This is a genomic window from Alteromonas sp. NFXS44, from assembly GCF_040148705.1.
GTDB lineage: Bacteria > Pseudomonadota > Gammaproteobacteria > Enterobacterales > Alteromonadaceae > Alteromonas.
Genome location: NZ_JAGDEA010000005.1, coordinates 794492 through 818253, shown reverse-complemented (window position 1 = coordinate 818253; position 23762 = coordinate 794492). Strand labels below are relative to the sequence as shown.

20 protein-coding genes and 1 other RNA gene are annotated in these 23762 nt (G+C 50.1%); 10 read left to right on the top strand and 11 right to left on the bottom strand.

Going from position 1 to position 23762, the window contains the following annotated elements:
- Entirely contained in the window at window positions 1–480 is a 480-nt protein-coding gene (gene smpB, locus J3369_RS08895) for an SsrA-binding protein SmpB (RefSeq protein ID WP_303574297.1), read from the top strand.
- Here smpB and J3369_RS08890 read toward each other — a convergent pair.
- Window positions 425–1756, bottom strand: coding sequence for an NADH:flavin oxidoreductase/NADH oxidase family protein (locus tag J3369_RS08890; RefSeq protein ID WP_349585889.1), 1332 nt, complete (start codon window positions 1754–1756; stop codon window positions 425–427). The genes smpB and J3369_RS08890 overlap by 56 nt on opposite strands.
- 181 nt (window positions 1757–1937) lie before the next feature.
- On the opposite strand from J3369_RS08890, the gene J3369_RS08885 reads away from it, so the two are divergent.
- From J3369_RS08885 to ssrA, 5 genes are all read left to right on the top strand, one after another.
- Window positions 1938–2159 (top strand): VF530 family protein, encoded by a 222-nt coding sequence (locus tag J3369_RS08885; protein WP_349585887.1) that lies wholly within the window; start codon window positions 1938–1940, stop codon window positions 2157–2159.
- A 333-nt stretch (window positions 2160–2492) separates the two neighbouring features.
- Window positions 2493–3026, top strand: a complete 534-nt coding sequence (locus J3369_RS08880) for a sigma-70 family RNA polymerase sigma factor (RefSeq protein ID WP_303574299.1) — start codon at window positions 2493–2495, stop codon at window positions 3024–3026.
- On the top strand, window positions 3023–3724 hold the full coding sequence (locus J3369_RS08875; RefSeq protein WP_349585885.1) for an anti-sigma factor: 702 nt from the start codon (window positions 3023–3025) through the stop codon (window positions 3722–3724). The genes J3369_RS08880 and J3369_RS08875 overlap by 4 nt, the downstream gene beginning before the upstream one ends.
- Window positions 3725–3940: 216 nt before the next feature.
- Complete coding sequence (locus tag J3369_RS08870; protein ID WP_349585883.1) at window positions 3941–6001, top strand: hypothetical protein; 2061 nt, start codon at window positions 3941–3943, stop codon at window positions 5999–6001.
- A gap of 195 nt (window positions 6002–6196) precedes the next feature.
- Window positions 6197–6554: a transfer-messenger RNA gene (gene ssrA / locus J3369_RS08865) on the top strand.
- 68 nt (window positions 6555–6622) lie between these two features.
- On the opposite strand, the gene rluF is transcribed toward ssrA, so the two are convergent.
- From rluF to J3369_RS08850, 3 genes are all read right to left on the bottom strand, one after another.
- Window positions 6623–7378 (bottom strand): 23S rRNA pseudouridine(2604) synthase RluF, encoded by a 756-nt coding sequence (gene rluF / locus J3369_RS08860; RefSeq protein ID WP_349585881.1) that lies wholly within the window; start codon window positions 7376–7378, stop codon window positions 6623–6625.
- Between the two features lie 146 nt (window positions 7379–7524).
- Window positions 7525–7749 carry a hypothetical protein gene (locus tag J3369_RS08855; protein ID WP_349585879.1) on the bottom strand — a complete coding sequence of 75 codons (225 nt, stop codon included), beginning with the start codon at window positions 7747–7749 and terminating at the stop codon, window positions 7525–7527.
- Window positions 7750–7847: 98 nt separating this feature from the next.
- Window positions 7848–8993 carry a sensor domain-containing diguanylate cyclase gene (locus tag J3369_RS08850; RefSeq protein WP_349585877.1) on the bottom strand — a complete coding sequence of 382 codons (1146 nt, stop codon included), beginning with the start codon at window positions 8991–8993 and terminating at the stop codon, window positions 7848–7850.
- Window positions 8994–9211: 218 nt separating this feature from the next.
- Between J3369_RS08850 and J3369_RS08845 the strand changes: the two genes are divergently transcribed.
- Window positions 9212–10960 carry an amidohydrolase family protein gene (locus tag J3369_RS08845; protein WP_349585875.1) on the top strand — a complete coding sequence of 583 codons (1749 nt, stop codon included), beginning with the start codon at window positions 9212–9214 and terminating at the stop codon, window positions 10958–10960.
- Between the two features lie 85 nt (window positions 10961–11045).
- Here the strand turns inward: J3369_RS08845 and J3369_RS08840 are convergent, their stop codons facing one another.
- Complete coding sequence (locus J3369_RS08840; RefSeq protein WP_349585873.1) at window positions 11046–11519, bottom strand: EVE domain-containing protein; 474 nt, start codon at window positions 11517–11519, stop codon at window positions 11046–11048.
- 165 nt (window positions 11520–11684) lie between these two features.
- On the opposite strand from J3369_RS08840, the gene J3369_RS08835 reads away from it, so the two are divergent.
- Together J3369_RS08835 and J3369_RS08830 are read left to right on the top strand one after the other, a co-directional pair.
- Window positions 11685–12146, top strand: coding sequence for a hypothetical protein (locus J3369_RS08835; RefSeq protein ID WP_349585871.1), 462 nt, complete (start codon window positions 11685–11687; stop codon window positions 12144–12146).
- Window positions 12147–12306: 160 nt separating this feature from the next.
- Window positions 12307–14508 carry a YgiQ family radical SAM protein gene (locus J3369_RS08830; RefSeq protein ID WP_349585869.1) on the top strand — a complete coding sequence of 734 codons (2202 nt, stop codon included), beginning with the start codon at window positions 12307–12309 and terminating at the stop codon, window positions 14506–14508.
- A 34-nt stretch (window positions 14509–14542) separates the two neighbouring features.
- On the opposite strand, the gene J3369_RS08825 is transcribed toward J3369_RS08830, so the two are convergent.
- The 5 genes from J3369_RS08825 to J3369_RS08805 form a co-directional block, all read right to left on the bottom strand.
- The gene (locus tag J3369_RS08825; protein WP_349585867.1) at window positions 14543–15952 is read right to left on the bottom strand and encodes a PepSY-associated TM helix domain-containing protein; all 1410 of its coding nucleotides are present in this window, start codon (window positions 15950–15952) and stop codon (window positions 14543–14545) included.
- A complete protein-coding gene (locus tag J3369_RS08820; protein WP_349585865.1) occupies window positions 15949–16506 on the bottom strand; it encodes a hypothetical protein in 558 nt (185 codons plus the stop codon). The genes J3369_RS08825 and J3369_RS08820 overlap by 4 nt, the downstream gene beginning before the upstream one ends.
- 228 nt (window positions 16507–16734) lie before the next feature.
- Window positions 16735–19779 (bottom strand): efflux RND transporter permease subunit, encoded by a 3045-nt coding sequence (locus tag J3369_RS08815; RefSeq protein ID WP_349585863.1) that lies wholly within the window; start codon window positions 19777–19779, stop codon window positions 16735–16737.
- Entirely contained in the window at window positions 19776–20876 is a 1101-nt protein-coding gene (locus J3369_RS08810; protein ID WP_349585861.1) for an efflux RND transporter periplasmic adaptor subunit, read from the bottom strand. The genes J3369_RS08815 and J3369_RS08810 overlap by 4 nt, the downstream gene beginning before the upstream one ends.
- Window positions 20860–21429 carry a TetR/AcrR family transcriptional regulator gene (locus J3369_RS08805; RefSeq protein ID WP_349585859.1) on the bottom strand — a complete coding sequence of 190 codons (570 nt, stop codon included), beginning with the start codon at window positions 21427–21429 and terminating at the stop codon, window positions 20860–20862. Before J3369_RS08805 ends, J3369_RS08810 begins: the two co-directional genes overlap by 17 nt.
- A gap of 132 nt (window positions 21430–21561) precedes the next feature.
- Here J3369_RS08805 and J3369_RS08800 point away from each other — a divergent pair, with 132 nt between their 5' ends.
- Complete coding sequence (locus J3369_RS08800; RefSeq protein ID WP_349585857.1) at window positions 21562–22071, top strand: hypothetical protein; 510 nt, start codon at window positions 21562–21564, stop codon at window positions 22069–22071.
- Window positions 22072–22140: 69 nt separating this feature from the next.
- On the opposite strand, the gene ahpF is transcribed toward J3369_RS08800, so the two are convergent.
- On the bottom strand, window positions 22141–23724 hold the full coding sequence (gene ahpF / locus J3369_RS08795; RefSeq protein WP_349585855.1) for an alkyl hydroperoxide reductase subunit F: 1584 nt from the start codon (window positions 23722–23724) through the stop codon (window positions 22141–22143).
- Between the last annotated feature and the right edge of the window lie 38 nt (window positions 23725–23762).

The following is a 23762-nucleotide window of genomic DNA, read 5'->3' as shown; positions in this document are numbered from 1 at the left end:
ATGAAAAAGAACAAATCAAATCAAAACTCAACCGGCACCATCGCGCTGAACAAGAAAGCGCGTCACGACTATCATCTGCAGGACAAATTCGAAGCAGGTGTGTCGCTGCAAGGCTGGGAATTAAAGAGTATCCGTGAAGGTAAAGTGAACATTACTGACACGTACGTTATTTTGCAAAACGGCGAAGCCTGGCTGGTAGGTGCGCGCATTACGCCGCTGAATCAGGCTTCCACCCACGTGATTTGCGAACCCGAGCGGGCCCGCAAATTACTGCTGAATAAAAAAGAAATCGACCGGCTTATCGGCGGCCGCGAGCGTCAGGGCTACTCCATTGTTGCCACTGCCATGTACTGGAAAAAATGCTGGGTGAAGCTCGAGATTTACCTGGCGAAAGGTAAACAGGAACACGATAAACGTGATGCCGTTAAAGATCGCGACTGGGAACGTCAGAAACAACGGGTGATGAAGCACAGCGTGTAACCTCAGGTTGCATCGGCGCAATGGTCTCTTTGATCTTTGCGCTGATATACGCTTTGTAAACCATCGTCATCTTTCTGCGGTGCAGAATATCCAGAAACAAGCTCCAGAAACCCGTCGGGTTATGCATCGTCGTCAGATCGTTGCCTAAACGTCTCAGTTGCCGGCGTACTTTTGCCATTTTCACCAGCGATGCCAGCGTTTTATCCTGCCAGTCACACTCCGGTTTTATCCCCGCATAATCCGGCTTTTGCTGCCATTTTTTCATCAGGTCCGGCGTAAATGCCAGAGCGCTTGCCATACCCGCGAACGTACATCCGTTGTCTAAAACTTGTTGCACAGTTTCCTGCCGGGCAATACCGCCTGTGGTCATCAGCGGTATGTCAGCCTGTTCAGAAATCTGCTTTGCCACATCTGCGAAGTAAGCGTCTTTACGGGATACGGCAAAACCTTCCTGCGCGGTTCCCTGCATAGCCGGAGATTCATAGTTTCCGCCGGACAGTTCCACTACATCCACATTTAATCCTGCCAGCCACTGTGCTACTTCAGTTGCCTCCTGCGCAGTAAAACCACCACGCTGAAAATCTGCCGTATTCAGTTTCACCATCACAATAAAATGATTGCCGCAATATGCCCGTACCTGACAAACAATGTTCAGTAACAGGCGGGCACGGTTCTTCAGAGAACCGCCCCACTCGTCTTCCCGGCGATTTGCCAGCGGAGACAAAAACTGACTTAACAGGTAGCCATGGGCAGCATGAATTTGCACACCGTCGAAACCGGCTTCTTTTGCACGTCTCGCCGCCTGGGCAAACTGATGGGTGATTTGATGAATTTGTTCGCAGGACATCGGCTGTGGTTTAGCAAAACGTTTGGTGTATCGTCCCAGAGAAAGTGGAACGTCTGAGGGTGCCCATGCCACTTCACCAATCTCACGGGGCATCTGTCTGCCCGGATGGTTAAGTTGCATTATGGCTTTTGCGCCACCGGATTTGATCACTGCCGCCCACTTTTCAAAGGCTTTTAAGTCGCCTTCCAGCGGCATAACCACACCGCCCGGGCCCGTCATAGCAGTTGCATCAATCATCACATTACCGGTAATGATCATTCCGGCACCGCCATGTGCCCAGTACCGGTAAAGTGCATATAGCGCATGATCCGGCTGAAGTTGCTTATCCGCCATGTTTTCTTCCATCGCGGCTTTAACAATCCTGTTTTTAACAACCTGCCCGCAAGGCAACGTTACCGGTGTCGCCATTGATATTTGATTTTGCTGCATGATTCCGTGTCTGAAGCTTAAGCGCGACTACTTTATAGGAAATGCCCGGCGCTTTCATGCTTCATGTGCGTTATTTTTCATTTTGCCGTTACGTAAATGATACAGATCAACAGACAGGAACTGACCCACCGGACTGGTTATCTGTTACACTACGGCGGTTTGTATTACCGGAAGCCCTGCCATGAGCCATCAACAGCCAAATAATCCCTTACACGGTGTGACGTTAGAAAAGATAATCGTGCAATTGCATGATCATTATGGCTGGGACGGACTGGATGAGCGCATTCACCTGAACTGCTTTTACAACGAACCGTCGGTGAAGTCGTCACTGAAATTTCTGCGCCGTACTCCCTGGGCCAGGGCCAAAGTGGAAGCGCTGTATGTTGAGACTTTTTGTCGTTAATCCATTAACCCGTACCTTATCCGTTTTCTTTCCGGCGCCCTGTCACTGCCCGTAAACCGGCTGAACACTTTTTACTACCAACAATCACATGCCGCACTATCAAGCGTGTCTTTGCCGGCTTTAAATCATTGATATGACTAAAAACATGACTACCGGGCGTGATATGGCTTCGTCAACATTGACAAGCCACTATTACCTTTTACTAATATGCATTTCTTTGCATCCGATCTGAGCGTTCAGTCGTTTGGTTCAGGTAGGTTCAACTTGATAGTAAACGGAATAAACGTTAATAATGTGTAAATAGTGACAGCAGACAGCGGAAACTGAGATTTCATGGAACACGAAACATTGTTTCCACTCTTGTGTGAAACGGCAAACGGCAACAAAGAAGCGTTTTCAGAATTGTATAAACTGACCAGCGGTCAAATGTATGCAGTCGCACTGAAGATGTTGAAAAGGCCTGAACTGGCGGATGAAGCCATTCAGGATGCTTATGTCAAAATCTGGCACAATGCCGGTCAATATCAGCGTGGCAAAGGCACTGTGTTTACCTGGATGCTCAGTATAGCCCGCTACCGTGCACTGGATTTGATGCGCTATCATAAAGTGCGCAATGAAGTGGACTTGTCTGAAGATACACATTTACCTGTTTCCCCGGACGAATCCAATTTGTCTGATACGGAGCAGAAGAAGCTCGAAGCCTGTATGGATGAACTTGAACCTGCCCAGCGGCAGGCTATCCATCTCGCTTACATTAACGGTTTATCTCATCACGAAGTGGAAAGCCACATGGCGTCTCCGCTGGGCACTATCAAAAGTTGGATCCGTCGCGGATTACAAAGTTTGCAGAGGTGTCTGTCACTATGAATTATCTTACTGAAGCACGGAGAAACGCCCTCGCTGCTGAATATGTACTGGGTACGTTGCGGGGAAAAGCCAGAGTGCGTTATCAGAAGCTGATGATGCAATATCAGGTTATTGCTGAAACGACCGCCTTATGGGAACAATATCTCGACGGACTGAACCACAGGTTGCCGCCGGTCACTCCGCCTCCGCGCGTATGGCAGGCCATCCAGAAACGCATTAATCCTGAAGAACGGACAGATACGTCCGGTAACATTGTCGCATTCGAACGTAAACGAAGAAAACAGTGGCGTCTGTTTTCCGGCGTGGCCGCCGCTGCCGCGCTGATGATGGCCGTGTTACTCGTTTCCATGACGGAACCTGTCACCGCCCCTGTTGAGCGGGTCGCAATATTTAATGACTCCGATAATCAGCCTTTATGGATCATCGAAATTTCCGGTGACTCCCTGAATGTAAGAGTTACCGGAGCACTTGCCGCCAGACCTGACAAGGACTATCAATTGTGGATGGCGCCGGCCGGTGGCGGAGCACCAATCTCCCTGGGACTGCTTCCCAAAAGCGGAGATATCACCCGTATTCCTCCCTCCATGTTGCTGGACAAAAACGTTACAGTACTGGCTGTCAGCATGGAGCCACCCGGGGGCTCGCCAAACGGTTCACCCACTGACGTGCTTTACCACACCAACATATTTTCTGTTTAAAGCCCTCATAACACGGCTACCGGCGCAGCACGACAACGTACTGCGCCGAGCCCGTTTTATCCCTTTCCATTTACCCCGTTAAATTTCAAAAAATAAAAAATTTAAAAAAATTTATATTTTTTGCATCCGGTTGCATCTTTCAGTCGTTTGGCTCGTTGTACGGACGCAGAAAAGCAGGCGCGTCTTTGAAAATGCATGTCACATACGGAGACAACAATGCTGAATACTCAGACGAAAAACGCATCATTCAAATATTCTCTTCTCGCAACGTTACTGGCTGTTTCGCTGGCTGGTTGCAGCGGCAGTGATGGCGACGACGGCATGGATGGTATGGATGGTGCCGACGGCCAGGATGGTACGCCGGCTCTGACCACAGGAACGTTTCTGCGGGCGAACAACGGTGACGAAAACCGGGGCACGGTGGACTGGATAGATCAGGACGGGGACATGCTGAGCAGTTTCGAAACCGGTGCCAATGAAGGCATTGTGTTGTCCTCTTCAGGCACACTTTATCAGGCAGGAGACAGCGGTGAACCCATGCTTGGCGCATTTTGCCGTATTGCAGGCCGGGAAGACGGAATGATGATGTCGTCTGTCGATTCCCAGATTATGGGAGCAAACACCGGTCTCACCAATCCTAAAGGTATAGCACTGGCTGATGACAGCGGCATGATTTATGTGGCTGACTTTAACGCAATGCGAATTGCTGTTTTCGGCAGTGCTGCAGCAGGTGATGTAGCGCCGGTTGCTGAGATCATGTTGCCGGCACAGCCCTGGGATGTGGCCGTAGATGAAAACGCTGACCGGATGTATGTGGCGCTTACCGACGGCACCATCGCGGTGTATGACAATGTTATGGATTCGGATTTCGCGCCGTCAGTGATGCGTATTATTGTACCGTCAGATGCCAGTGGCACACAGGTTTCCGTAAACAGCCACGGCATTGTCTACGACGCAGACTCGGACCGTCTGGTGGTTTCCGATGTGGGTGATGCCAGTATTGCCGATGACGGGCAGATCTTTGTGATCAACAACGCTTCCACCGCTGATGGTGCCGTGGAACCGGCGCGCACCATCGCAGGCCCGTCAACGATGCTGGGCAACCCTGTTGATATTATTCTGTCGGGCACCACACTGCGTGTCGCGGAAAAATCCAACGACGCGATTCTTGTTTATACAAATATATTTAGTGGTGACAGTGGCGATATTGCCCCGACCCTTTCCACGTCTTCAGTAAAACCCGAATCCCTCGCAGAAATGACGGATATGCCTGAAATGGCAGATTTTTCTGACCAGGCCCTTGCAGATGTGACCATCGGCGGTGTCAGTGCCAGCAGTAACCCTGCTACTGCCGGCGATACAACAGGCATGGTAGTGCAGTTTGATGCCTCTCTCGGTAGTCTGACTGCTATGTTCGATACTGGCATGAGTATCGAAAGCGTTGCTTACTCAGTCAACGGTGACGGCTTCGTTACCTATGATGACCCGGAAACAGCCATGGGCGGACTACTGGTAGTGAACCGGATGGCATCCATGCGCGATGACGGCATGTTCAGCCTGTCTCAGGACCGTGAAATTATGGGCGACATGACAGGTCTGGTTGCGCCAAAAGGACTGGACGTAAACAGTGAGCACGCTCTGGTGTTTGTAGCAGATGTCAATGAAACTACACCCGCCGTCCGCGTGTTTTCGGGCTGCGCCGCAGGCAATGTAATGCCTGTGATGACACTGACAGCTTCTGACGGCGCGCGCCCGTGGGATGTGGATTACGACGCTGAAACTGACCGCGCTTTCCTCGCCCTGACAAATGGCACTGTTGCAGTGTTTGATGAAGTTACCCGCAAGATGATGAGCGGCACCAGCGAAATTACGGGTGAAGACCGCCTGCTCATACCGGCTATGAATGGTGAGGCGATTGCTGCACCCACCAATATTCACGGCATTGACTATGATGCTCAAAGTGATGCGCTGGTCATTTCTGATGTGGGCAGTGCCGACAGTGCCACAGACGGTAAATTGTATGTCATTCCTGATGCCGGCATGGCAGAAGGCCTCACAGATATGACTGTTAATATTGCCGGCCCCTCAAGCATGCTGGGTAATCCGGTAGATATTATGCTCAGCAACGGCAATGTATACGTGGCAGAAAAATCCAACGGTATGATCCTGCGATTCGATGACATTATGAATGCCGCAAGCGGTGACATGGCACCGGATTACAGCGTTTCATTCACAGCACCTGAATCAGTAGCCGTACTGCCAGAATATTTGTGGTAAGTACTGACAGGTAATACTCATGATATGGCCGGCAGCATGCCGGCCATTTTCTGCTATATCGTAAACTTTTTGAGCAAACAGACGTACTAATGTTGAATTAATTTGTGGCGTACACTTGAATAAGTTAGACTCCACCCAATATTCAGTAACATGTTGTTTTAAGGTTATTGAATGACCTGGAAACAGGCGATCGCCGGGGCTGATTAGGATTCGACAGGATCTAGGAAGCTGGAGGTGCATGCAGAGGAGCGGTTTGCCTCTTAAAAAGCCGCATTTAAATAGTCGCAAACGACGAAAACTACGCACTAGCCGCTTAATAACCGGCATAGGCCCTTCCCCCTAAGCTTTGTCTGCTAGCCAGGATTTTGGAAGGTCATTAAAGCAAACTAGCGAGGGAAACTCTCCTGAGGTTGAACCGCGAAATAGTATCAGGACAGCTACCAGGAACCCTGTTTGTCGGGGTCCAAAGTAGTTAAATAAAAGACAAACTAAGCATGTAGTACCAAAGGTAGACATTTTCTGGACGCGGGTTCAAATCCCGCCAGCTCCACCAACATCGAAGGGATGTAACTCTAAATCAATGAGTTACGTCCCTTTTTCATTTCGGGTGTGTAAGCAGCTTTACTTCTCTGTTTTTTCCGGCGCTGTCTTCTTAGACCCTTGAACAGCTTTATTCAGTAAATCCAGTTCCTTTTCAGTGAGGTTACGCCACTGACCCGGTCGAAGATTGCCTAAAGTGAGGTGCATGATGCGGGTGCGTTTCAGTTTGGTGACTTCATAGCCTAGGAATTCGCACATTCGGCGGATTTGGCGGTTTAATCCCTGAGTCAGAATAATGGTAAAGCGATCCCGGCCCCGGGATTCCAGCTGGCAGGGTTTGGTGACTGTGCCGAGGATGGGTACGCCACGGGACATTTTTTGTAAAAAGCGTCCGCTGATGGGCTGATTCACAGTCACATCATATTCTTTATCGTGGGCGTTTTCTGCCCGCAGGATTTTATTCACAATGTCGCCGTCACTGGTGAGCAGGATCAGGCCTTCGGAAGGTTTGTCGAGACGACCGATGGGGAATATCCGCTCTTTATGGCCTATCGCGTCGATGATATTGCCTTTGACGTGACGTTCCGTTGTACAGGTAATACCAACCGGTTTGTTATACATAATGTAAATCCGGTCTGATTTATCCGCAGCCACCGCACCTATAAGCTTACCGTCAACTTTGACTTTATCCCCCGGCGCCACTTTGGTGCCCAGTTCAGGGAGCTTATCATTAATGGTTACCCGTTTTTGTTCGATGAGTTTATCTGCTTCGCGCCGGGAACAGTGACCGGTGTCACTGATGTATTTATTAAGACGTTTTGCCTGATCTGAACTCATAACGGGGAATAACCTTTAACTGACAACTTTTTATGAAGTCGCCAAGGATACATGATTCACGGCTTTTTCACTTAGTAAACTTCACCTGAGAACACTTTGCGGACCAGAAAATAGCCAAAATAGTGCTGATACGCTGAATCAGCGGATTAACGCTCTTTTTTTCTGCGCTCTTCCGCCGGGGCAGCAGCCTGTTCACTGTCATTGCCGCTTTCTTTGTTTTTGCTGCCGGCTTCGGTTACCACGAGGAAATAAAGGACCAGCATAATAGTGACAAAAACCACAACGATGATCATGCCGATGAAGGTGGTGCCGGTTGCTGCATAAGAGGGGGCAGCGAACAAAAATAACGGTAAAAGCGGAAGGTATTTCACCAGAAAACTCCGGAAGATGAACTGAGTGACGTATTATTCCTTTTCAGCGTCGGGGATCAAGGTGTAAGGGCTGCTTTTTTCTTTAAACCCGATCTGAATCAACCCTGCGTATTATTCACTTCTCCGTGGATAATTCCTTTTCTGCCGTTTTGCTTTGCACGGTAAAGGGCTTTGTCTGCCAGTAGTATAAGCTCTACCGGCCGGGTGTTTTTGTCGCAACGCAAAGACGCAATGCCGGCGCTGACAGTGATAAAATCACTCACTGCAGATTCCGGAAAAGGTACTGCCAGCGCAGAAATTTCATCCAGCAACGTTTGTGTAATACTGTGCGCTTCTTCAGCGGGAATACAGGGCAACAGTACAGCAAATTCTTCTCCACCATACCGCGCAGCCACATCATCCGGTCTGCGTGCAACCCTGCTCAATACTTCACTGATATTTTTCAGTACTTCGTCACCGGCCACATGGCCGTATGTGTCGTTGTACTGCTTGAAGAAATCCACATCCAGCATGACCAGGTTTAACGTGTTGCAGCTTCTGGCACAACGGCGGATGGCCCTTAGCAAACTGTTGTCGAAAAAGCGCCGGTTGGCAATACCGGTCAGTCCGTCTGAATTTGCCAGTACATCCAGTTTTTGATTCGCGGCCAGCAATTCGTTACTTACCCGTTCGAGGGCGATGCGGTTTGCCTGACTTTCCAGTGTATTACTCAGAATTTCGCCGATGAGCTTAAGATAACGTACGTCGTTGTCCTGCCACTCATAGGGTGAACCCACCACATCGCACCCGACAAATCCGGTGAGCTCATCGTTGATCCGAATGGCAACACACAAAATAGAACTGATATTTTCACGCTGAAACTCCGCCTTTTCACCGGCGGCTTCTTCCGGCAGATCATTAACATCATTTATTCTGAACAGCTGCTCAGAGAAAATGGCGCGGGTAAAGTAAGGGAGTTCTGTTGTTACCACGCCCTGCAATTGCTGCTTATAGGGCTTCACACCATTTGCTACCCATTCATGGGTATTGTCCATGGTGATTTTGTCTGCAGAAAAACGGAACAGGTAGCACCGTTGAACACCGCGGAATTTACCGTATGCGCCAAGGCTCTGCTCTATCAGAGGATCCAGCTCAGCGTGTTTTACATTGATTAATCTTGAGGTCAGAGTTGAAAGCAATTCGGTGAAGGCCAGTTGATTGTTCAGTAATGGCTGAGCTGACATAGGTGTACTGTGATTATTCAAGGTATTTCCCTGCTACCTGAGAAAAAACAGCGGCTACTTTTTGCAACCACAATCTCTACAACAAAAGTATAGCCTATATGTCACAGAACGCATTTTATTAGCGATTTATCTTTAGCCAGTAGGTTATCCGGCAGCCATCTGCAAATATCGGATTTGTCAGGACGCCCTACCCGCTTCACGCGCTGCCAACGCTTGAGCAAACAATACGGATTGTTATTATGCGTTTACGCCCAACTGGTTCATCTCTTGTTCTGGCCGGTTCTTTTTGTTTTTCGCTATTCAACGCTGCCTGTGCAGATACCCTTTTTAAACAGGCTACGCTGTTCGACGGCACGGGTAAAAAACCTTTCGTTTCAGATGTGCTGGTAAAAGACGGTCGCATCAGTCAGATAGCCGCTTCCATCAGCGACGCGGGAAATGCTGAGGTTATAGATGCCAGCGGCAAAGCCATGTTACCCGGTTTTTTTGATATCCACGTGCACTGGACACCGGGTGGTGAACCACCTTCCATTCCGGCCATTGCTGAGCAATATGTCATTCACGGTGTCACCACGGTCACCGATTTTCATTCTGCGCCGGAGTCTTATGCACCCAAGCGCGCCTGGCTGGCGAACCTGAGTGCCCCGCATGTGGCTTTCGCTGCCAGAATGAGCACACCGGGTGGTCATGGCGCAATGTGGGCAGATAACCACACCACGTATAAAATTTCCACACCGGAAGATGCCGCTGTTGCCATGAAAACGCTGGCGCCCTATAAGCCTGATCTCATCAAATTATTTGCTGATGGCTGGCGCTATGGCCGTAAGGAAGAAAATACCAGCATGGATGAACTCACCATGAAGGGGATGGCTGATGCTGCTCACCCTCTGGGTCTGCCTGTTGTGGCTCACGTGGTAACGGTTGACCGGGCGAAGAAAGCTGCCGGTGCCGGTGTGGATGTGCTGGTACATGCTGTTCAGGACGGTGACGCAGATGAAGAACTGGTTCAGGCCATGCTGTCAGCTAACATGACCTATTCGCCCAGCCTGGCAGTGTATGAAGTCACAGAAGCGAAAAAGGCTTATTACGACGAAGAAGCACTGGCCATGGCAGACAACCGTCAGAAACACTCTATGTTTAACTTAAAGTTGTTCAGTGAAGCTGGCATTCCTGTAGCAACAGGGACTGACGCCGGTATGCCTAAAACACCACACGGCAGTTCCACTCACCGTGAGATGGAGCTTTTGGTGGCCGGAGGACTGACGCCGGAGCAGGCACTGGTTGCTGCAACCAGAAACAGTGCTGCCGCCCTGAACTTGCTGGAAGACAGAGGGACTCTGGAAGCCGGTAAACGGGCTGATCTTGTGATCATTGACGGCACACCCTGGGAGTCAATCTCAGATACCCGCAAGGTTGAACAGGTCTGGATTGACGGCGAACTGAAGGCGCGTAACAACAGTCTTGTCACGGCGCAGCCCGAAGGCTTACCGGCAGCGGTAAAAGCCACTGCTTTGATTGATGATTTTGAGTCTTCATCGGGCAGAACGGCATTAAATACTGTGTATATTAATCACCGGGATACCGGCGTAGGACACAGCCGGTCATTGTCTCAGCGGGTGCCGAAAGAAGATGGCAGTGGCTATGCCTATTTCATGCAGGCTGCTTTGTCTAATAAGGAAGAACCGGAAGCTTCAGTACGGATGCACTTTACTCCGGGCGCTGTGGTACCGGTAGACGCCTCCGCTTATACAGGCATCACGCTTTCAGTACGTGGTGAGGGAGAATATTTTGTCAGCCTGACCACGGGCAGCGGCGAATGTGAAACCTCATTCTCAGCCACACCGGCGTGGCAAACGGTGCAGTTACCTTTCAGTGCATTCTGTAACGGAAAACTGGACAGTACACAGTTGTTGATGCTGGAGACCGGAAAGCACGGTAAAGCCGGTGATTCAGTATGGATGTCAATGGACGACATCAGTTTCTATTAACGTAAGGCAGGCCGGTTTTTGACGCCGGGTCGTGGCTTGTTTTGTGCCTGGTTTAGCAGCGCAGGTTTTTACTTACGGGAGGCTTTTATTTACGGGAAGCTTTTGCCTTTGCGTACAGTGCGTCCCATTCATCCGGTACAACGGGCATCACCGATAAACGGTGCCCTTTTTTAACCACACCCAGTTGCTCTATTTCCGGCATGGCTTTAATTGTAGCCAGCGGAAGCACCGAAGCAAACTTCTCTTTAAACGTCACATCTACGCAAAACCAGCGGGGATTATCGCGACCTGATTTAGGATCGTAATATTTGCTTTCGGGATCGAACTGACTCGCATCGGGATAGGCATCACGGGAAATTTCTGCAACACCGGCAATGCCAACGTCCTTGCAGCTTGAGTGATAGAAAAACAGTAAATCCCCGGCTTTCACCTCATCGCGCATGAAATTTCTTGCCTGATAGTTTCTGACCCCGTCCCAGGGCTCAGTTTTATCCGGACGGGCAGCAAGATCGTCAATACCAAATGCATCCGGTTCTGATTTAAACAGCCAGTAAGCCACAATGTCTCCTGAAAACCTTTTCTTTAAAAATGCAGTCTATCACAGCATCCGATTTCGTGGACAACGTCCGCTTTACTCACCTTTACACAATACTGACACACACCGGAATACAGGTTGCTATTTTAACATCATGCCAATTCGGGCATCGACCACAGGAGCAACCTAATGGAAATCTCTCAACTAAACAGTGCCATGCAAACCGGCACACTGACCGGCACCAGTAACGTTGATAGTATTAAAAACCAGAGCCCGCCACCACCGCCACCTCAGCAGGATGCATTATCAGAATACATGGCGGAATCCGGCAGTGATGAAGATGTAAAAGCTTTTATGCAGAGCATAATGGACATGGAAACATCAGGCGAATTTGATGCGCAAAGCCTCGCCGCCAACGCGCCGGCCACCATGCAGGCTTTTGCCGAAGAGAACGGCATCAATCTGGAAAGTTTTTTTCAGCAGAAGCACGTTCAGCAGTCTGCCAGACAGTCATCAGCGACTGATATGCCACCACCGCCGCCGGGTAACAGCCAGACACAAACCTATGCCAGCAATGAACAAATGGGTTCTGCGTCCGCATCTCTGATGGACAGACTCACTTCCAGCATTGGCATTAATACCACCGCCTGAGCCGCCTGCAGGCAACGATGTGGTCTGCCGTGTGGCAACCGGGGGTTGAAACACGGCAAAAGCGTGCCGGACCGGGCACGCTTTTTTGTATTTAACTATCGTCACCCCGCGGGTAACTGATATAATTACGCCTTTACGTCGTTCTTTCCGGTTTATTGTCATGCAAGCTACCATCAAGGCTGACCGCGGCCTGTTTTCCTATCCGAAGTACTGGGCTCATTGCTACGGTACTGCGCCATTTTTACCCATGTCAAAGGAAGAGATGGACGAGCTCGGCTGGGACAGCTGTGATGTTATTCTGGTCACCGGTGATGCGTACGTGGATCACCCCAGTTTTGGTATGGCGGTGATCGGTCGGGTACTGGAAGCCCACGGTTTCCGCGTGGGCATTATTGCCCAGCCTGACTGGACCAGCAAAGACGACTTCATGAAACTGGGGAAACCCAATCTGTATTTCGGTGTGACCGCCGGTAATATGGATTCCATGATCAACCGTTATACCGCGGATAAGAAAATTCGCCATGACGATGCCTATACCCCCGGCAATGTGGGCGGCAAACGGCCTGATCGTGCGGTAACCGTGTATTCCCAGCGCTGCCGTGAAGCCTTTAAAGGCGTGCCGGTTATTGTAGGCGGTATTGAAGCCAGCCTTCGCCGGATTGCACACTACGATTACTGGTCAGAGAAAGTCAGACGTTCCGTGCTGTTTGACAGTAAAGCTGACATGTTATTTTTCGGTAATGCCGAGCGCCCGCTGGTTGAAGTCACCCACAGACTGGCCTCCGGTGAAGATATTGCTGAAATCCGTGATGTGCGCGGTACAGCGATTATCGTAAAAGAGGCACTGCCGGAATGGCAGGGTGTCGACTCCACGTCTCTGGATCGCCCGGGCAAAATAGACCCGATCCCCTCGCCTTATCAGGAATTGCCGGAATGTGATAAAGAAGACACAACGTCCTCTGAAGCACCGGAAGCGAAAGGGGTTGTTATCCAGCCGGTTGAACGCCGCAAGCCCTGGGAACACGTGTATGTCAAACTGCCTGCTTATGAAGTGGTGAAAGACAACAAAGCACTTTATGCCCATACATCCCGTATCCTGCATCAGGAAGTCAACCCTGGCTGTGCCCGTGCATTAATGCAACGCCATGGCGACCGTCACATCTGGATTAATCCGCCGGCCATGCCGCTGGAAACCGATGAAATGGACGCGGTATTTGATTTGTCTTACCAGCGTATCCCCCACCCGGTTTACGGTGATGCAAAAATACCGGCTTACGACATGATTCGTTTTTCCATCAATATCATGCGAGGCTGTTACGGCGGTTGTACATTCTGTTCAATTACAGAACACGAAGGCCGCATTATTCAGAGCCGTTCTGAAGATTCTATCATTCGTGAAATAGAAGAGATCCGCGATAAGGTGCCGGGCTTTACCGGTGTCATTTCTGATCTCGGTGGCCCGACGGCAAACATGTACCGCCTGCGGTGTAAAAGTGCCAAAGCGGAAGCTACCTGTCGCCGTCCATCCTGTGTGTACCCGTCTATCTGTGCACATATGGATACCGACCATAAGCCGACTATCGATTTGTATCGCCGTGCACGGGAATTACCCGGCATCAAAAAGGTATTGATTGCGTCTGGCGTGCGTTACGACCTGGCGGTTGAAGACCCTGAATACGTGAAAGAACTGGCACTTCACCATACCGGCGGTTATCTGAAAATTGCGCCGGAGCATACCGAGGAAGGGCCACTCAGTAAGATGATGAAACCCGGTATGGGCAGTTATTACCGGTTTAAAGAATTATTTGATAAGTATTCTGCCGAAGCCGGTAAAAAACAGTATCTGATTCCTTACTTTATCGCCTCTCACCCGGGCACAACGGATGAAGATATGCTGAACCTGGCAATCTGGCTGAAAGAAAACCGCTTTAAGCTGGACCAGGTACAGAATTTCTATCCGTCGCCTATGGCGACAGCCACCACGATGTATCACACCGGGGTGAATTCGCTGCGTAAGGTCAATAAAGACAGTGAACAGGTACCCTCAGCAAAAGGTGAAATTCACCGCCGTCTGCACAAGGCTATGCTGCGTTACCATGATCCGAAGAATTTTGCGCAAATCCGCGTAGCACTGAAGAAAATGGGACGTGAAGATCTGATTGGTCGTGGCCCTCAGCATCTGGTTCCACCGGAAACCGCAGACGAAAAACGCCAGAAGGTGCAAAAAGGCAAACGGGGTGAACGCGCTTTAACGAAGCACACCGGTTTACCGCCTAAAGGCTTCCGCGAAAAAAATGCCTCTGGTAAAGGCAAAAACGGCGCAAAAGGGAAACCCGGTCAGCGTCAGCAAAGAGCCCGCTAAAAACATAAAAAACAGGAAGCATCAGCCTCCTGTTTCAGTTCGTTCCCGCCCTTAACTGTTTACACCTGAGTATTGCCCAGCCAACATAAGCAAGCATAGGTATGTTCAGTTGCAGTGCCGGCAGTAACATAGCATCCCCGCCGTGACAGATGACATAAGCGAACAGCATCACTAACACCGACAGCGCCGACATTCCCAGCCAGGCGGATTTATCCAGCGACTTAACCGCCACCGTAAGAATGAGGTTGAGGGCCATCACTATCCAAAAAACCGGGATAAGCGGGATAGCAGCAAACATATCAACCAGCGCAGTGAGCGCCAGGGCTGATACGCTTCCCCACACCACACAATGCCACAAGCGTGTAGCCAACGGCGGGTTAGCCTTCTTCGCCAACCAGATTTCCATGCCGGAAATACATAACACGGTAAGCATAATGCCAAGGACGAAATACAACAGCTTAGAGGGAATACCGGCAAAATCACCGAAGTGCAAACGGTACATGGCGTAAACCACCTGTTTGCCCCAGTGCCCGTCTGCATAGCCGGCTGTGCCGAGATAATTCCCCGCACTGTCAAACCGGTAATTCTCTGAGTAAATCATTTTACCCGGCACCCGGGCATAAATTTCGATGAATTGCTCCGGTGTATTCACCTCATGCACGGTGAGGAAAATCAGCTGATTATCAGGGGCAATGGTGGCCATCTGTTCTACGGCTTTACCGATTTGCGGAGTCGAAACAGGCTGGGATAATTCAGGATCAGGTGTAAAAATCTTTTCCATCACCGCATCACGGTCACCACCAAAATACAATTGAGCGACCAGCACCAGCACAAGACCCGCCAGACCAAAGTACGCACCGGTGATACCAATGATCAGATGAAACGGTGATGCCCACAACCCGAAACGGTTATGTAAATCAATTTGATACTGCTGGCCGTTTCCGCCCTGGCGTAAGCGGAAGGCATCTTTTTTGATGCGTTTATGCGCCACAATACCGGTTATCACTAACGTGACGATGACAGCACCCAGTGCACTCACCAGAATCATGCCCCAGCTTGCCGGCAAATTGAGATACAGGTGCAAATCCACCAGCATTTTAGTAAAGGACACAGATTCCTCTTCCAGCAGTTCACCGGATGCACCGGCAAACCAGGCGGTGTGATCGTTTTCAACCACAAGCCTGGGAATATTCGAGGTTGGCAAAACGACGAAGAGATGATGAGTTTCTTCTTTATGTTCAGCACGGAAATTAGCCATGGCGGTATCAATAACGTCTCCTGATACCGTTTCCAGTTCCGTAACACCCGGTTGCTCCCAGCGTTCAAATTCCTGATGAAACACAGCCAGCGTACCGGACCAGCACACCAGAAACAGGAATACACTTAAAAACACACCCACCCAGCTGTGGGCATTTAATGCAGCTTGTTTTGTTGTTTTATTCATACTGATACTGCCTGAAATGCCGGAATGAAAAGAAGATACGCTGCGCTGAGTGCACCCAGTACTGTGTAAAGCGCCAGGGCTTTTGGTTTTGATGCAACGGCAAAGTAGTGATATCCCAGCAGGCCCCAGATAACCGGCAACAACACAATACAGGTAGCCAGTTGTCCTGTTTCTGTCATGGGCAGCGCCAGACTGACAGCGAGACTGGACAGTAAACTGACGACTAACAGTACGATCAGGATCACCAGATAGTGGCCGGCGTGCTGCAACACCTCCCGTCTGACGAAACTCAACGGTTTGGGTGCCGGCTGATTTTTAGGTGACGGCAGCGTTTGCCGGTTTGCTAAAATTAACGGCCACACTCCGATAGCAGGCAAACATAGGGCAAACACACTGCCTGTCTCCCAGCCGGTTGCCCTGCTCCATATGAAAAAAGATACCGCGAATGCGAGCAGAGAAAACCACAGCCAGACACGATGTTGCTTCTGCCAGCTTACATAAAGCAGAACCAGTGATAAGGCACTGATCCCGCAGGAAAGAATGATATTTGTCATAACGTCCGGATTGACCTGAAGGCAGATTTGCGCACTTGTCCTGTGCACTTAGTCATTTAAACGCTAATAATACAAACACCCTTAAGAAATGTAAAAGATATTCATTATCATTAATATCACGAAAACTGCAGCGCAGTATACGCCGTGATTAACGGAGCAGAAAAAGCACCGGCGCAAAATATGCGCCGGTACGAAGGGATATGACACTCACACACAAATAAGTCGTAATCAGTGACCCATGTCCTTTTCACTGAAAAACAGCGAATACAATACCGGTACCGCCACCAGCGTGAGTAACGTGGCAAAGGTCAGACCGGACATGATAGTCACAGCCATACTTGCAAAGAACGCATCCCACAGCAGCGGGATCATGCCGAGAACAGTGGTTAACACGGCAAGCACGACCGGTCTTACACGACTGAGGCTTGCACCGACAATCGCGTCTCTCAGTGCTCCGCCCTCTTTGCGGCGCAGATCGGTTTCATCCACCAGAACGATGGCGTTTTTAATCAACATGCCCGACAGACTTAACAACCCGAGTAATGCCGTGAAGCTGAACGGCATGCCGGTAAACACCAGGCCGGCTGTAACACCGCAAATCGCCATCGGCACAATAAACCAGATGAGCAATGCCTGCCTGACCGCATTAAACAGCAATACGGTGATCAGGATCATACTGAGAAAACTCAGCGGCAACTGCTGTCCCAGCGCTTGTTGCGCGTCACGGGAGCTTTCAAACTCGCCGCCCCACTCAAAACTGTAGCCGTCCGGCAGAGGCATGTTTTCAATCACGGCTGCCACGTTCCTGCGGGCTTCCTCCGCGGTGTAATCGCCGGCGGGTTCTGCCTGAACGGTCAGCGTGCGCACGCGGTTACGGCGTTTGATAATGCCGTCGTGTGCCTGCACGTCAAACTCTTTAATTACCTGTGTAATAGGGATAAAGTCCTGTTGCACTTCACTCCATATCAGGCGGTCTCTGAGCCAGTCCATGTTCTGACGCTCTGACACAGGCGGACGGATCACCACCGGGATTTGACGTTCGTCTTCACGATAAATACCTACGGTTTTACCTACCGTGGCAAATTCCGTTGCATCGGCAATATCAGTACGCGACAGACCGGCAATTTTCGCTTTCTGCTCATCCACTACCGGATAGATGGTGAATTCGCGCTGACGCCAGTCCTGACGCACATCGGTAATAGTAGGCTCCTGACGCATTAATGCTTCAGCTTTTGCGCCCAGTTCCCGCAGCACGGCAGAATCATTACCTTTAAAACGTGCCTCTATTTTCGCACCGGTAGCCGGACCGAAGAACAAACGCTGGGTAAATACATCAGCCTGAGGATGCCGTTCACGAATTTGCGCCCGCAATTCGTTCATCACCAGCGGTATTTCTTCACGGTTATGCGTGCGCACAATTAACTGACCAAAAGACGGATTTGGCAGGTCCGGTGAATACGTCAGCATAAACCGGCTGGCGCCCATACCGATGAAACTGGTTACGTTTACTACCTCGTCACGGGCTTTCACCAGTGCTTCTATATCAGCAATGTCAGCTTCAGTAGCACGGATGTCGCTGCCCTGAGGCAAGGTATAGTTAATATAGAAAATGGGCGTATTTGACGGCGGGAAAAAGGACTGTTTCACCAGCGCAAAACCCATTACGCTCACCGCCGTCGTGGCAACCAGCACAAGTACGGTAATGCGGGGAAAGCGCAACGCTGCACCCAGTAACCCCTTGTAAAAGCGGTAGCCAACGCCGTCATAATGACCGGCATCTTCACCAGCTTCTTTTTGAGTAAACAGATAGTGCCCCAGCAAAGGCGTTACCGTAACAGCCAGGATCCAGCTGAGCAGCAATGAAATACAGATCACCGCGAACAGCGAGAACATGAAGTCGCCGGTGGTATCCTGTGAGAGCCCGATACCAGCAAAGGCAAGAATGCCGATGACGGTGGCAGCCAGCAGCGGATACTGGGTTTGTTGTGCCGCATCTTCGGCAGCGGATACCGAGTCCTGACCTTTATGCATGCTTAACAGCATAGACTCGGCAATAACAATGGCGTTATCCACCAGCATCCCCATGGCGATAATAAGTGCGCCCAGGGAAATCCGCTCCATCTGGATTTCAAATATCCACATGGTAAGCACGGTACCAAGTACCGTAAGCAGCAATGTACCGCCAACCACAACGCCCACGCGCCAGCCCATCACAAGCAAAAGTACAGCAACAACAATGGCAACAGAAGCCGCCAGGTTCACCAGAAAGTCACTGATGGCTGTATCTACCACAATATGCTGCTCATAAATTGGCAGAATATCCACACCAAGGGGTAAGTGGCTACGCAATTCATCGAGGTGCGCTTCGACCGCGTGACCTATATCTACAATATTCCGGTCACTGCGACCGGCAATGGCCAGGGTAAACGCTTCGTGACCGTTATGTCTTACAACCTGTGACGGCGATTCAGATTCCACACGGTACACACGGGCAATGTCGCCGATGTGCAGTTGTTCGGTGGTGCCGGGCACACCGAATTTCAAACCTTTAATGGTTTCTTCGGAATCATCACCGGCAGGCAAAACCAGCCGGATCCGGCGCTCGCCCAGACGCATGCTGCCCGCATTGGCAATATCACTTTCTGTCTGAAATACGCTGGCAATACTGGACATAGAAATTCCCAGACTGGCCAGCTTTTCCTGCGTCACTTCCACATAAATAGTTTCTTCCGGCACGCCGGCCAGTTGTGCCTGTGTTACGCCCGGCACAGTGAGCACTTCACGTCTTAACCGTGTTGCCAGCTCCTGGCGCTGACGGTCTGAAAAACCTTCAGCCACCACAGCGTAAAACATGCCATATACGTCACCGAAGTCATCATTCACCACCGGACTGTTTGCTCCTGACGGCAATTTCATGGCTGCCGCAGACACCTTACGGCGCAATTCATCCCACGCCTGTTGCAAATTGTCACTGTTGAAGTCGTCACGGATTTCCACCGTGATTTGAGACTGACCGGGCAAGGAGCGGGAGGTAATATCACCCAGTTGCGCCAGCTGCTGAATAGTAGATTCAAGCGGTTCGGTAATTTCCAGCTCCACTTCCTCGGCAGTGGCGCCGGGATACGTGGTAGTAACAATAGCGGTTTTCACCGCGAAAGCCGGATCTTCCAGCTTGCCAATGGCAACGACACCGGTGACACCGCCAATCAGGCAGATCAGCATGAGCAGCCATACTGTCAGCGGATTCTTAATTGAATAAGTGGCGATTCTCATAGTACAGGCTTCTCCTTGTTAAACTCCCGTACTGTCATACCATCCTGCAGACTGTCTGTGCCCGCAGCCACCAGCCGCATACCGGCCTCCAGTCCAGCTGTTACCTGCGCTTTATCATCACGGATAAGACCTACTGTCACCGGGTGATAAACCACTTTATCCCCTTCCAGCCGCCATACCGCAAAGTCTTCACTGCCCGACGTATCAACAGCACTCACCGGCACCCACAGGCCAACCGGCCCGATGGGGTTTGCCACGACAATACGCGCGGTCAGCACCATACCCGGCAGCAAGTCCAGATGCTCAAGGCGGGGCAGTTTAAATGTCACCTGATAAGTTTGCGTTGATGTATTAATTTCAGTTTTATGCTCCAGATAACTTAAGGTTACCGGTTTACCATCATCACCCGAAATCAGATTACCGTCTTCATCTTCAAGATACGCCTGGTACACCGGGTTTTCTTCCACGGCGTAGCGCATGAGCTGCTCAGGCACATTCACGTGAACCCGCAGATAATTAATGTTCTGTACCCGCAGCACAGACTGATTCGGTTGCACATACGAGAACTTTTCAACCAGACGGTTAGTGATCAGCGCATCGAAAGGCGCGTGCAATTCGGTATATTCGATATTGATGCCGGCATTCTCAACAGCCAGTTCCGCGTTTTCATATGCGGTTTCCAGGGCATCGAATTCACTCTGACTGATGTAATTATCGTTCTGCAGCTGTTTTCCACGTTCAAAATCAGATTTTGCCTTGCGGAAACTGGCTTCAGATTGTTTCAGGGCCAGATCGTAATCCTGCGGATCCAGTGCTGCCAGTAATTCACCTTCCGGTACCACAACCCCCTGGCGATCTGCCAGCTGGTTTATGCGTCCTGCAACCTGAAAAGATAAGTCCACCGTACTCAGAGCATCCACTCTGGCAACAAAGTGTCTGACAATTGTTTGATCGTCAGCACCGACCTCATACACCTGAACCAAAGGTGGCGGCGGCGCTTTCTGTTCCTGCGCTTCGCCGCTGCATCCGGCCAGCAGAAAAGCCGCAGATGCTGCTGCGATTGCCATAATTGACGGTAATTTAATCCTGATGTTCATTTCGTGCTTCCTCTAAGGCAATCGCTTTATTAATTAATTTTCCGCGCAGGGCGATGCGCTCTTCTGCTGTGAACGGACTGATGTCCATCAGCTCCTGAAAGCTTAGTCCATCAGCCGCCAGCCACAACAGGGTGCTTTCATCCACCGCGTCGTGCTGTTCAATTTCTTCACGTTTGCTTTGCATCATTTCGAGCATGGGTGACAATAACGACGGATTTTCCACCGCCGCGACCAGCAAAATTTTGGCCTGATGCACAGCGAGCTTTTCGTGTGCACGCTGGCGGGTACGCAACAAATTTGTCACGGGTAACGCATCAGCATGGGCTTTCTCAACTTCACACAGTTCAGTTTTCATCATGCCAATCATGCTTTCCACCATACCGGCCAGTAATGCATCTTTGTTTTTAAAGTGATGCATTACACCACCTTTGCTCATTCCGCACTGCTTTGCCACGTTGTCCAGGGTAAGCACCTTGGGCCCCTGTTCAATAGCAATTTTTGTGGCGGCATCCAAAATACGCTTTCGCGACGTATCCGCTTTTGATTCTGTCATCATCCACCCAAAAAAAACCAACTGGTCGGTTTTTAAATCAAATAAGCGCTTTTGTCAATCAATATGCAGATCTGTTTATGGATCAGTGAGGGTTTATCAGGTACCCCTACCCTTTACGCGGGAAATTCGTGTATGCTCACTGATTATTTTCTTTATTCTGATGTTGTAATGATCGCCACGACACAGCGGCACCTGGTGAATATAGATATCCTTCTCAGTGATATCGAAATGCAGGAAAGCGGTTTTTACGCCGGTGCTGAACATCAAAAATACCTGAATGATTTACTCAGAGAACTGTCAGCGCTGGAAGGCATGATTGAACTTGAAACGGTGCACTCTTTTCAGCAGGCTGTGAGCAGTGCCGGACTGGAAAACGTATTTAAGGACAAAAGACTGGTGAGCATTTACCAGAAGCTTATCAGCAACGTTCTGGCGTACTGGCATACCGTAAATAAAATAGACGACATCCTCGCCAGCCGCTTCGACAGCCATTCAGAGAAACGCCTTGAGCTGCTTCAGGCAAAAGCTTCACGGGCAAAGTCGGTATTTAAAACCGTTGCTATGGCGATGGGCAAAAACGATTACTCCCAGTTCATTACCCTGCTGGGTTTGAAGCATGCAGACTGGGCATGGCGGGAATAACTATCGCAGTACGGCGGACATAAAAAAACCGGCATCACAGGATGCCGGTCAGTTCTTTATTGCGATGCGTTATGCATCTGCCTGTTCGTTTGCAGGGACTTCGTGAGTCAACAGGTATTCAAAGGCTGACAGAGATGCTTTTGCGCCCTCACCCATTGAGATGACAATCTGCTTGTACGGCACGGTGGTGACGTCGCCGGCTGCAAAAATGCCTTTCTCAGAAGTAATACATTTATTATCAACGATGATTTCACCGTGTTTGGTCATATCCACGACACCTTGCATGAACTGACTGTTCGGTACCAGACCAATCTGGACGAACACACCTGCCAGCGGTAACGTGGTCACTTCCTGCGTTTCGCGATTTGTGTACTCAATGGCCGTTACTTTGCCGTTTTCTGCCACAATCTGATTCGTCGCTACATTGCGCAAAATGGTAATATTGTCACGCTTTTCAGCCTGCTTAACCAGAACATCATCGGCTTTCAGCGTTGGCATAAACTCGAACACGGTGACAGACTTCACGATACCTGCCAGGTCAAGAGCAGCCTCGATGCCTGAGTTACCCCCGCCGATAACAGCCACATCTTTGCCTTTAAAGAAAGGGCCGTCACAGTGCGGACAGTATGCCACGCCATTACCTACGTTTTCTTTCTCACCCGGAACACCCAGTTCTCTCCAGCGGGCACCTGTGGCCACAATGATGGAGCGGGTACGAATTTCTTCGCCGGATGACAACGACACGATTTTAATGTCGCCACGTTCAATGTTTTCGACTTTCACGTGCTCTTTCAACGTGATGTCATAATCTTTCATGTGCTCCATCAGGTTGCCCACCAGTTCGGGTCCTGTGGTTTTCGGCACTGAGATTAAGTTTTCGATACCCATGGTATCTTTTACCTGACCACCAAAACGGTCAGCCACAATGGTCACGTTTAAGCCTTTACGTGCACTGTAGATTGCAGCGCTCACACCTGCCGGACCACCACCGATCACGGTTACGTCCTGAAGCGGCATGCTTTTACCCTTATTCGCTTCTTTCAGCGACGGGTCGCGCTCTAACAGTTTATCAAGCAGTGTAGACGCATCTACCTTGCCATTAGCGAATAATTCGCCGTTTAAGTAAACACTCGGTACACCCTGAATGTCTCTTTCTTCGATCAGTTTCGGATAAACACCGCCATCAATCATTTCAGATGTGATGTTAGGGTTTAATAATGCAAACTGATTCAGCGCCTGCACAACATCAGGACAGTTGTGGCAACTCAAGCTGATGAACACTTCAAAGTGCAGCGGCTCGTTGACACCTTTAACGATGTTTTGCAGATTGTCGTCTACTTTCAGCGCTGTGCCTGACGCATGTAAGATAGCCAGGATTAACGAGTTAAACTCGTGTCCGCCCGGGATGCCGGAGAAACGAATACCGGTATCTTCACCGTCAGCTTCAAGTAAGAAGCTTGTCGCGCTGCGTAAAACGCCATTTGTATCACGTTCTTCCAACTTAATGTTGTCGCTTACACTTGCTACGCCAGACAGAAATTCAACCAATTCGCCACGCTTGCTGTGCTCGCCAGTCTGGACAACGAATGTTACTTCTTTCTGCATTGACGCGGTGTAGCCTTTCAATGCCTGTAAAATTTCTTTAGTTAACACGGTAATTCTGCCTTTTGCTTAGTGTTAAGGAGGTGCAG

Excerpts from the sequence above, each read along its gene's own strand:
- smpB (WP_303574297.1), top strand. The coding sequence starts at position 1 with ATGAAAAAGAACAAATCAAATCAAAACTCAACCGGCACCATCGCGCTG.
- J3369_RS08890 (WP_349585889.1), bottom strand. The coding sequence starts at position 1,756 with ATGCAGCAAAATCAAATATCAATGGCGACACCGGTAACGTTGCCTTGC.
- J3369_RS08885 (WP_349585887.1), top strand. The coding sequence starts at position 1,938 with ATGAGCCATCAACAGCCAAATAATCCCTTACACGGTGTGACGTTAGAA.
- J3369_RS08880 (WP_303574299.1), top strand. The coding sequence starts at position 2,493 with ATGGAACACGAAACATTGTTTCCACTCTTGTGTGAAACGGCAAACGGC.
- J3369_RS08875 (WP_349585885.1), top strand. The coding sequence starts at position 3,023 with ATGAATTATCTTACTGAAGCACGGAGAAACGCCCTCGCTGCTGAATAT.
- J3369_RS08870 (WP_349585883.1), top strand. The coding sequence starts at position 3,941 with ATGCTGAATACTCAGACGAAAAACGCATCATTCAAATATTCTCTTCTC.
- rluF (WP_349585881.1), bottom strand. The coding sequence starts at position 7,378 with ATGAGTTCAGATCAGGCAAAACGTCTTAATAAATACATCAGTGACACC.
- J3369_RS08845 (WP_349585875.1), top strand. The coding sequence starts at position 9,212 with ATGCGTTTACGCCCAACTGGTTCATCTCTTGTTCTGGCCGGTTCTTTT.
- J3369_RS08835 (WP_349585871.1), top strand. The coding sequence starts at position 11,685 with ATGGAAATCTCTCAACTAAACAGTGCCATGCAAACCGGCACACTGACC.
- J3369_RS08830 (WP_349585869.1), top strand. The coding sequence starts at position 12,307 with ATGCAAGCTACCATCAAGGCTGACCGCGGCCTGTTTTCCTATCCGAAG.
- J3369_RS08825 (WP_349585867.1), bottom strand. The coding sequence starts at position 15,952 with ATGAATAAAACAACAAAACAAGCTGCATTAAATGCCCACAGCTGGGTG.
- J3369_RS08820 (WP_349585865.1), bottom strand. The coding sequence starts at position 16,506 with ATGACAAATATCATTCTTTCCTGCGGGATCAGTGCCTTATCACTGGTT.
- J3369_RS08815 (WP_349585863.1), bottom strand. The coding sequence starts at position 19,779 with ATGAGAATCGCCACTTATTCAATTAAGAATCCGCTGACAGTATGGCTG.
- J3369_RS08810 (WP_349585861.1), bottom strand. The coding sequence starts at position 20,876 with ATGAACATCAGGATTAAATTACCGTCAATTATGGCAATCGCAGCAGCA.
- J3369_RS08805 (WP_349585859.1), bottom strand. The coding sequence starts at position 21,429 with ATGACAGAATCAAAAGCGGATACGTCGCGAAAGCGTATTTTGGATGCC.
- J3369_RS08800 (WP_349585857.1), top strand. The coding sequence starts at position 21,562 with ATGCTCACTGATTATTTTCTTTATTCTGATGTTGTAATGATCGCCACG.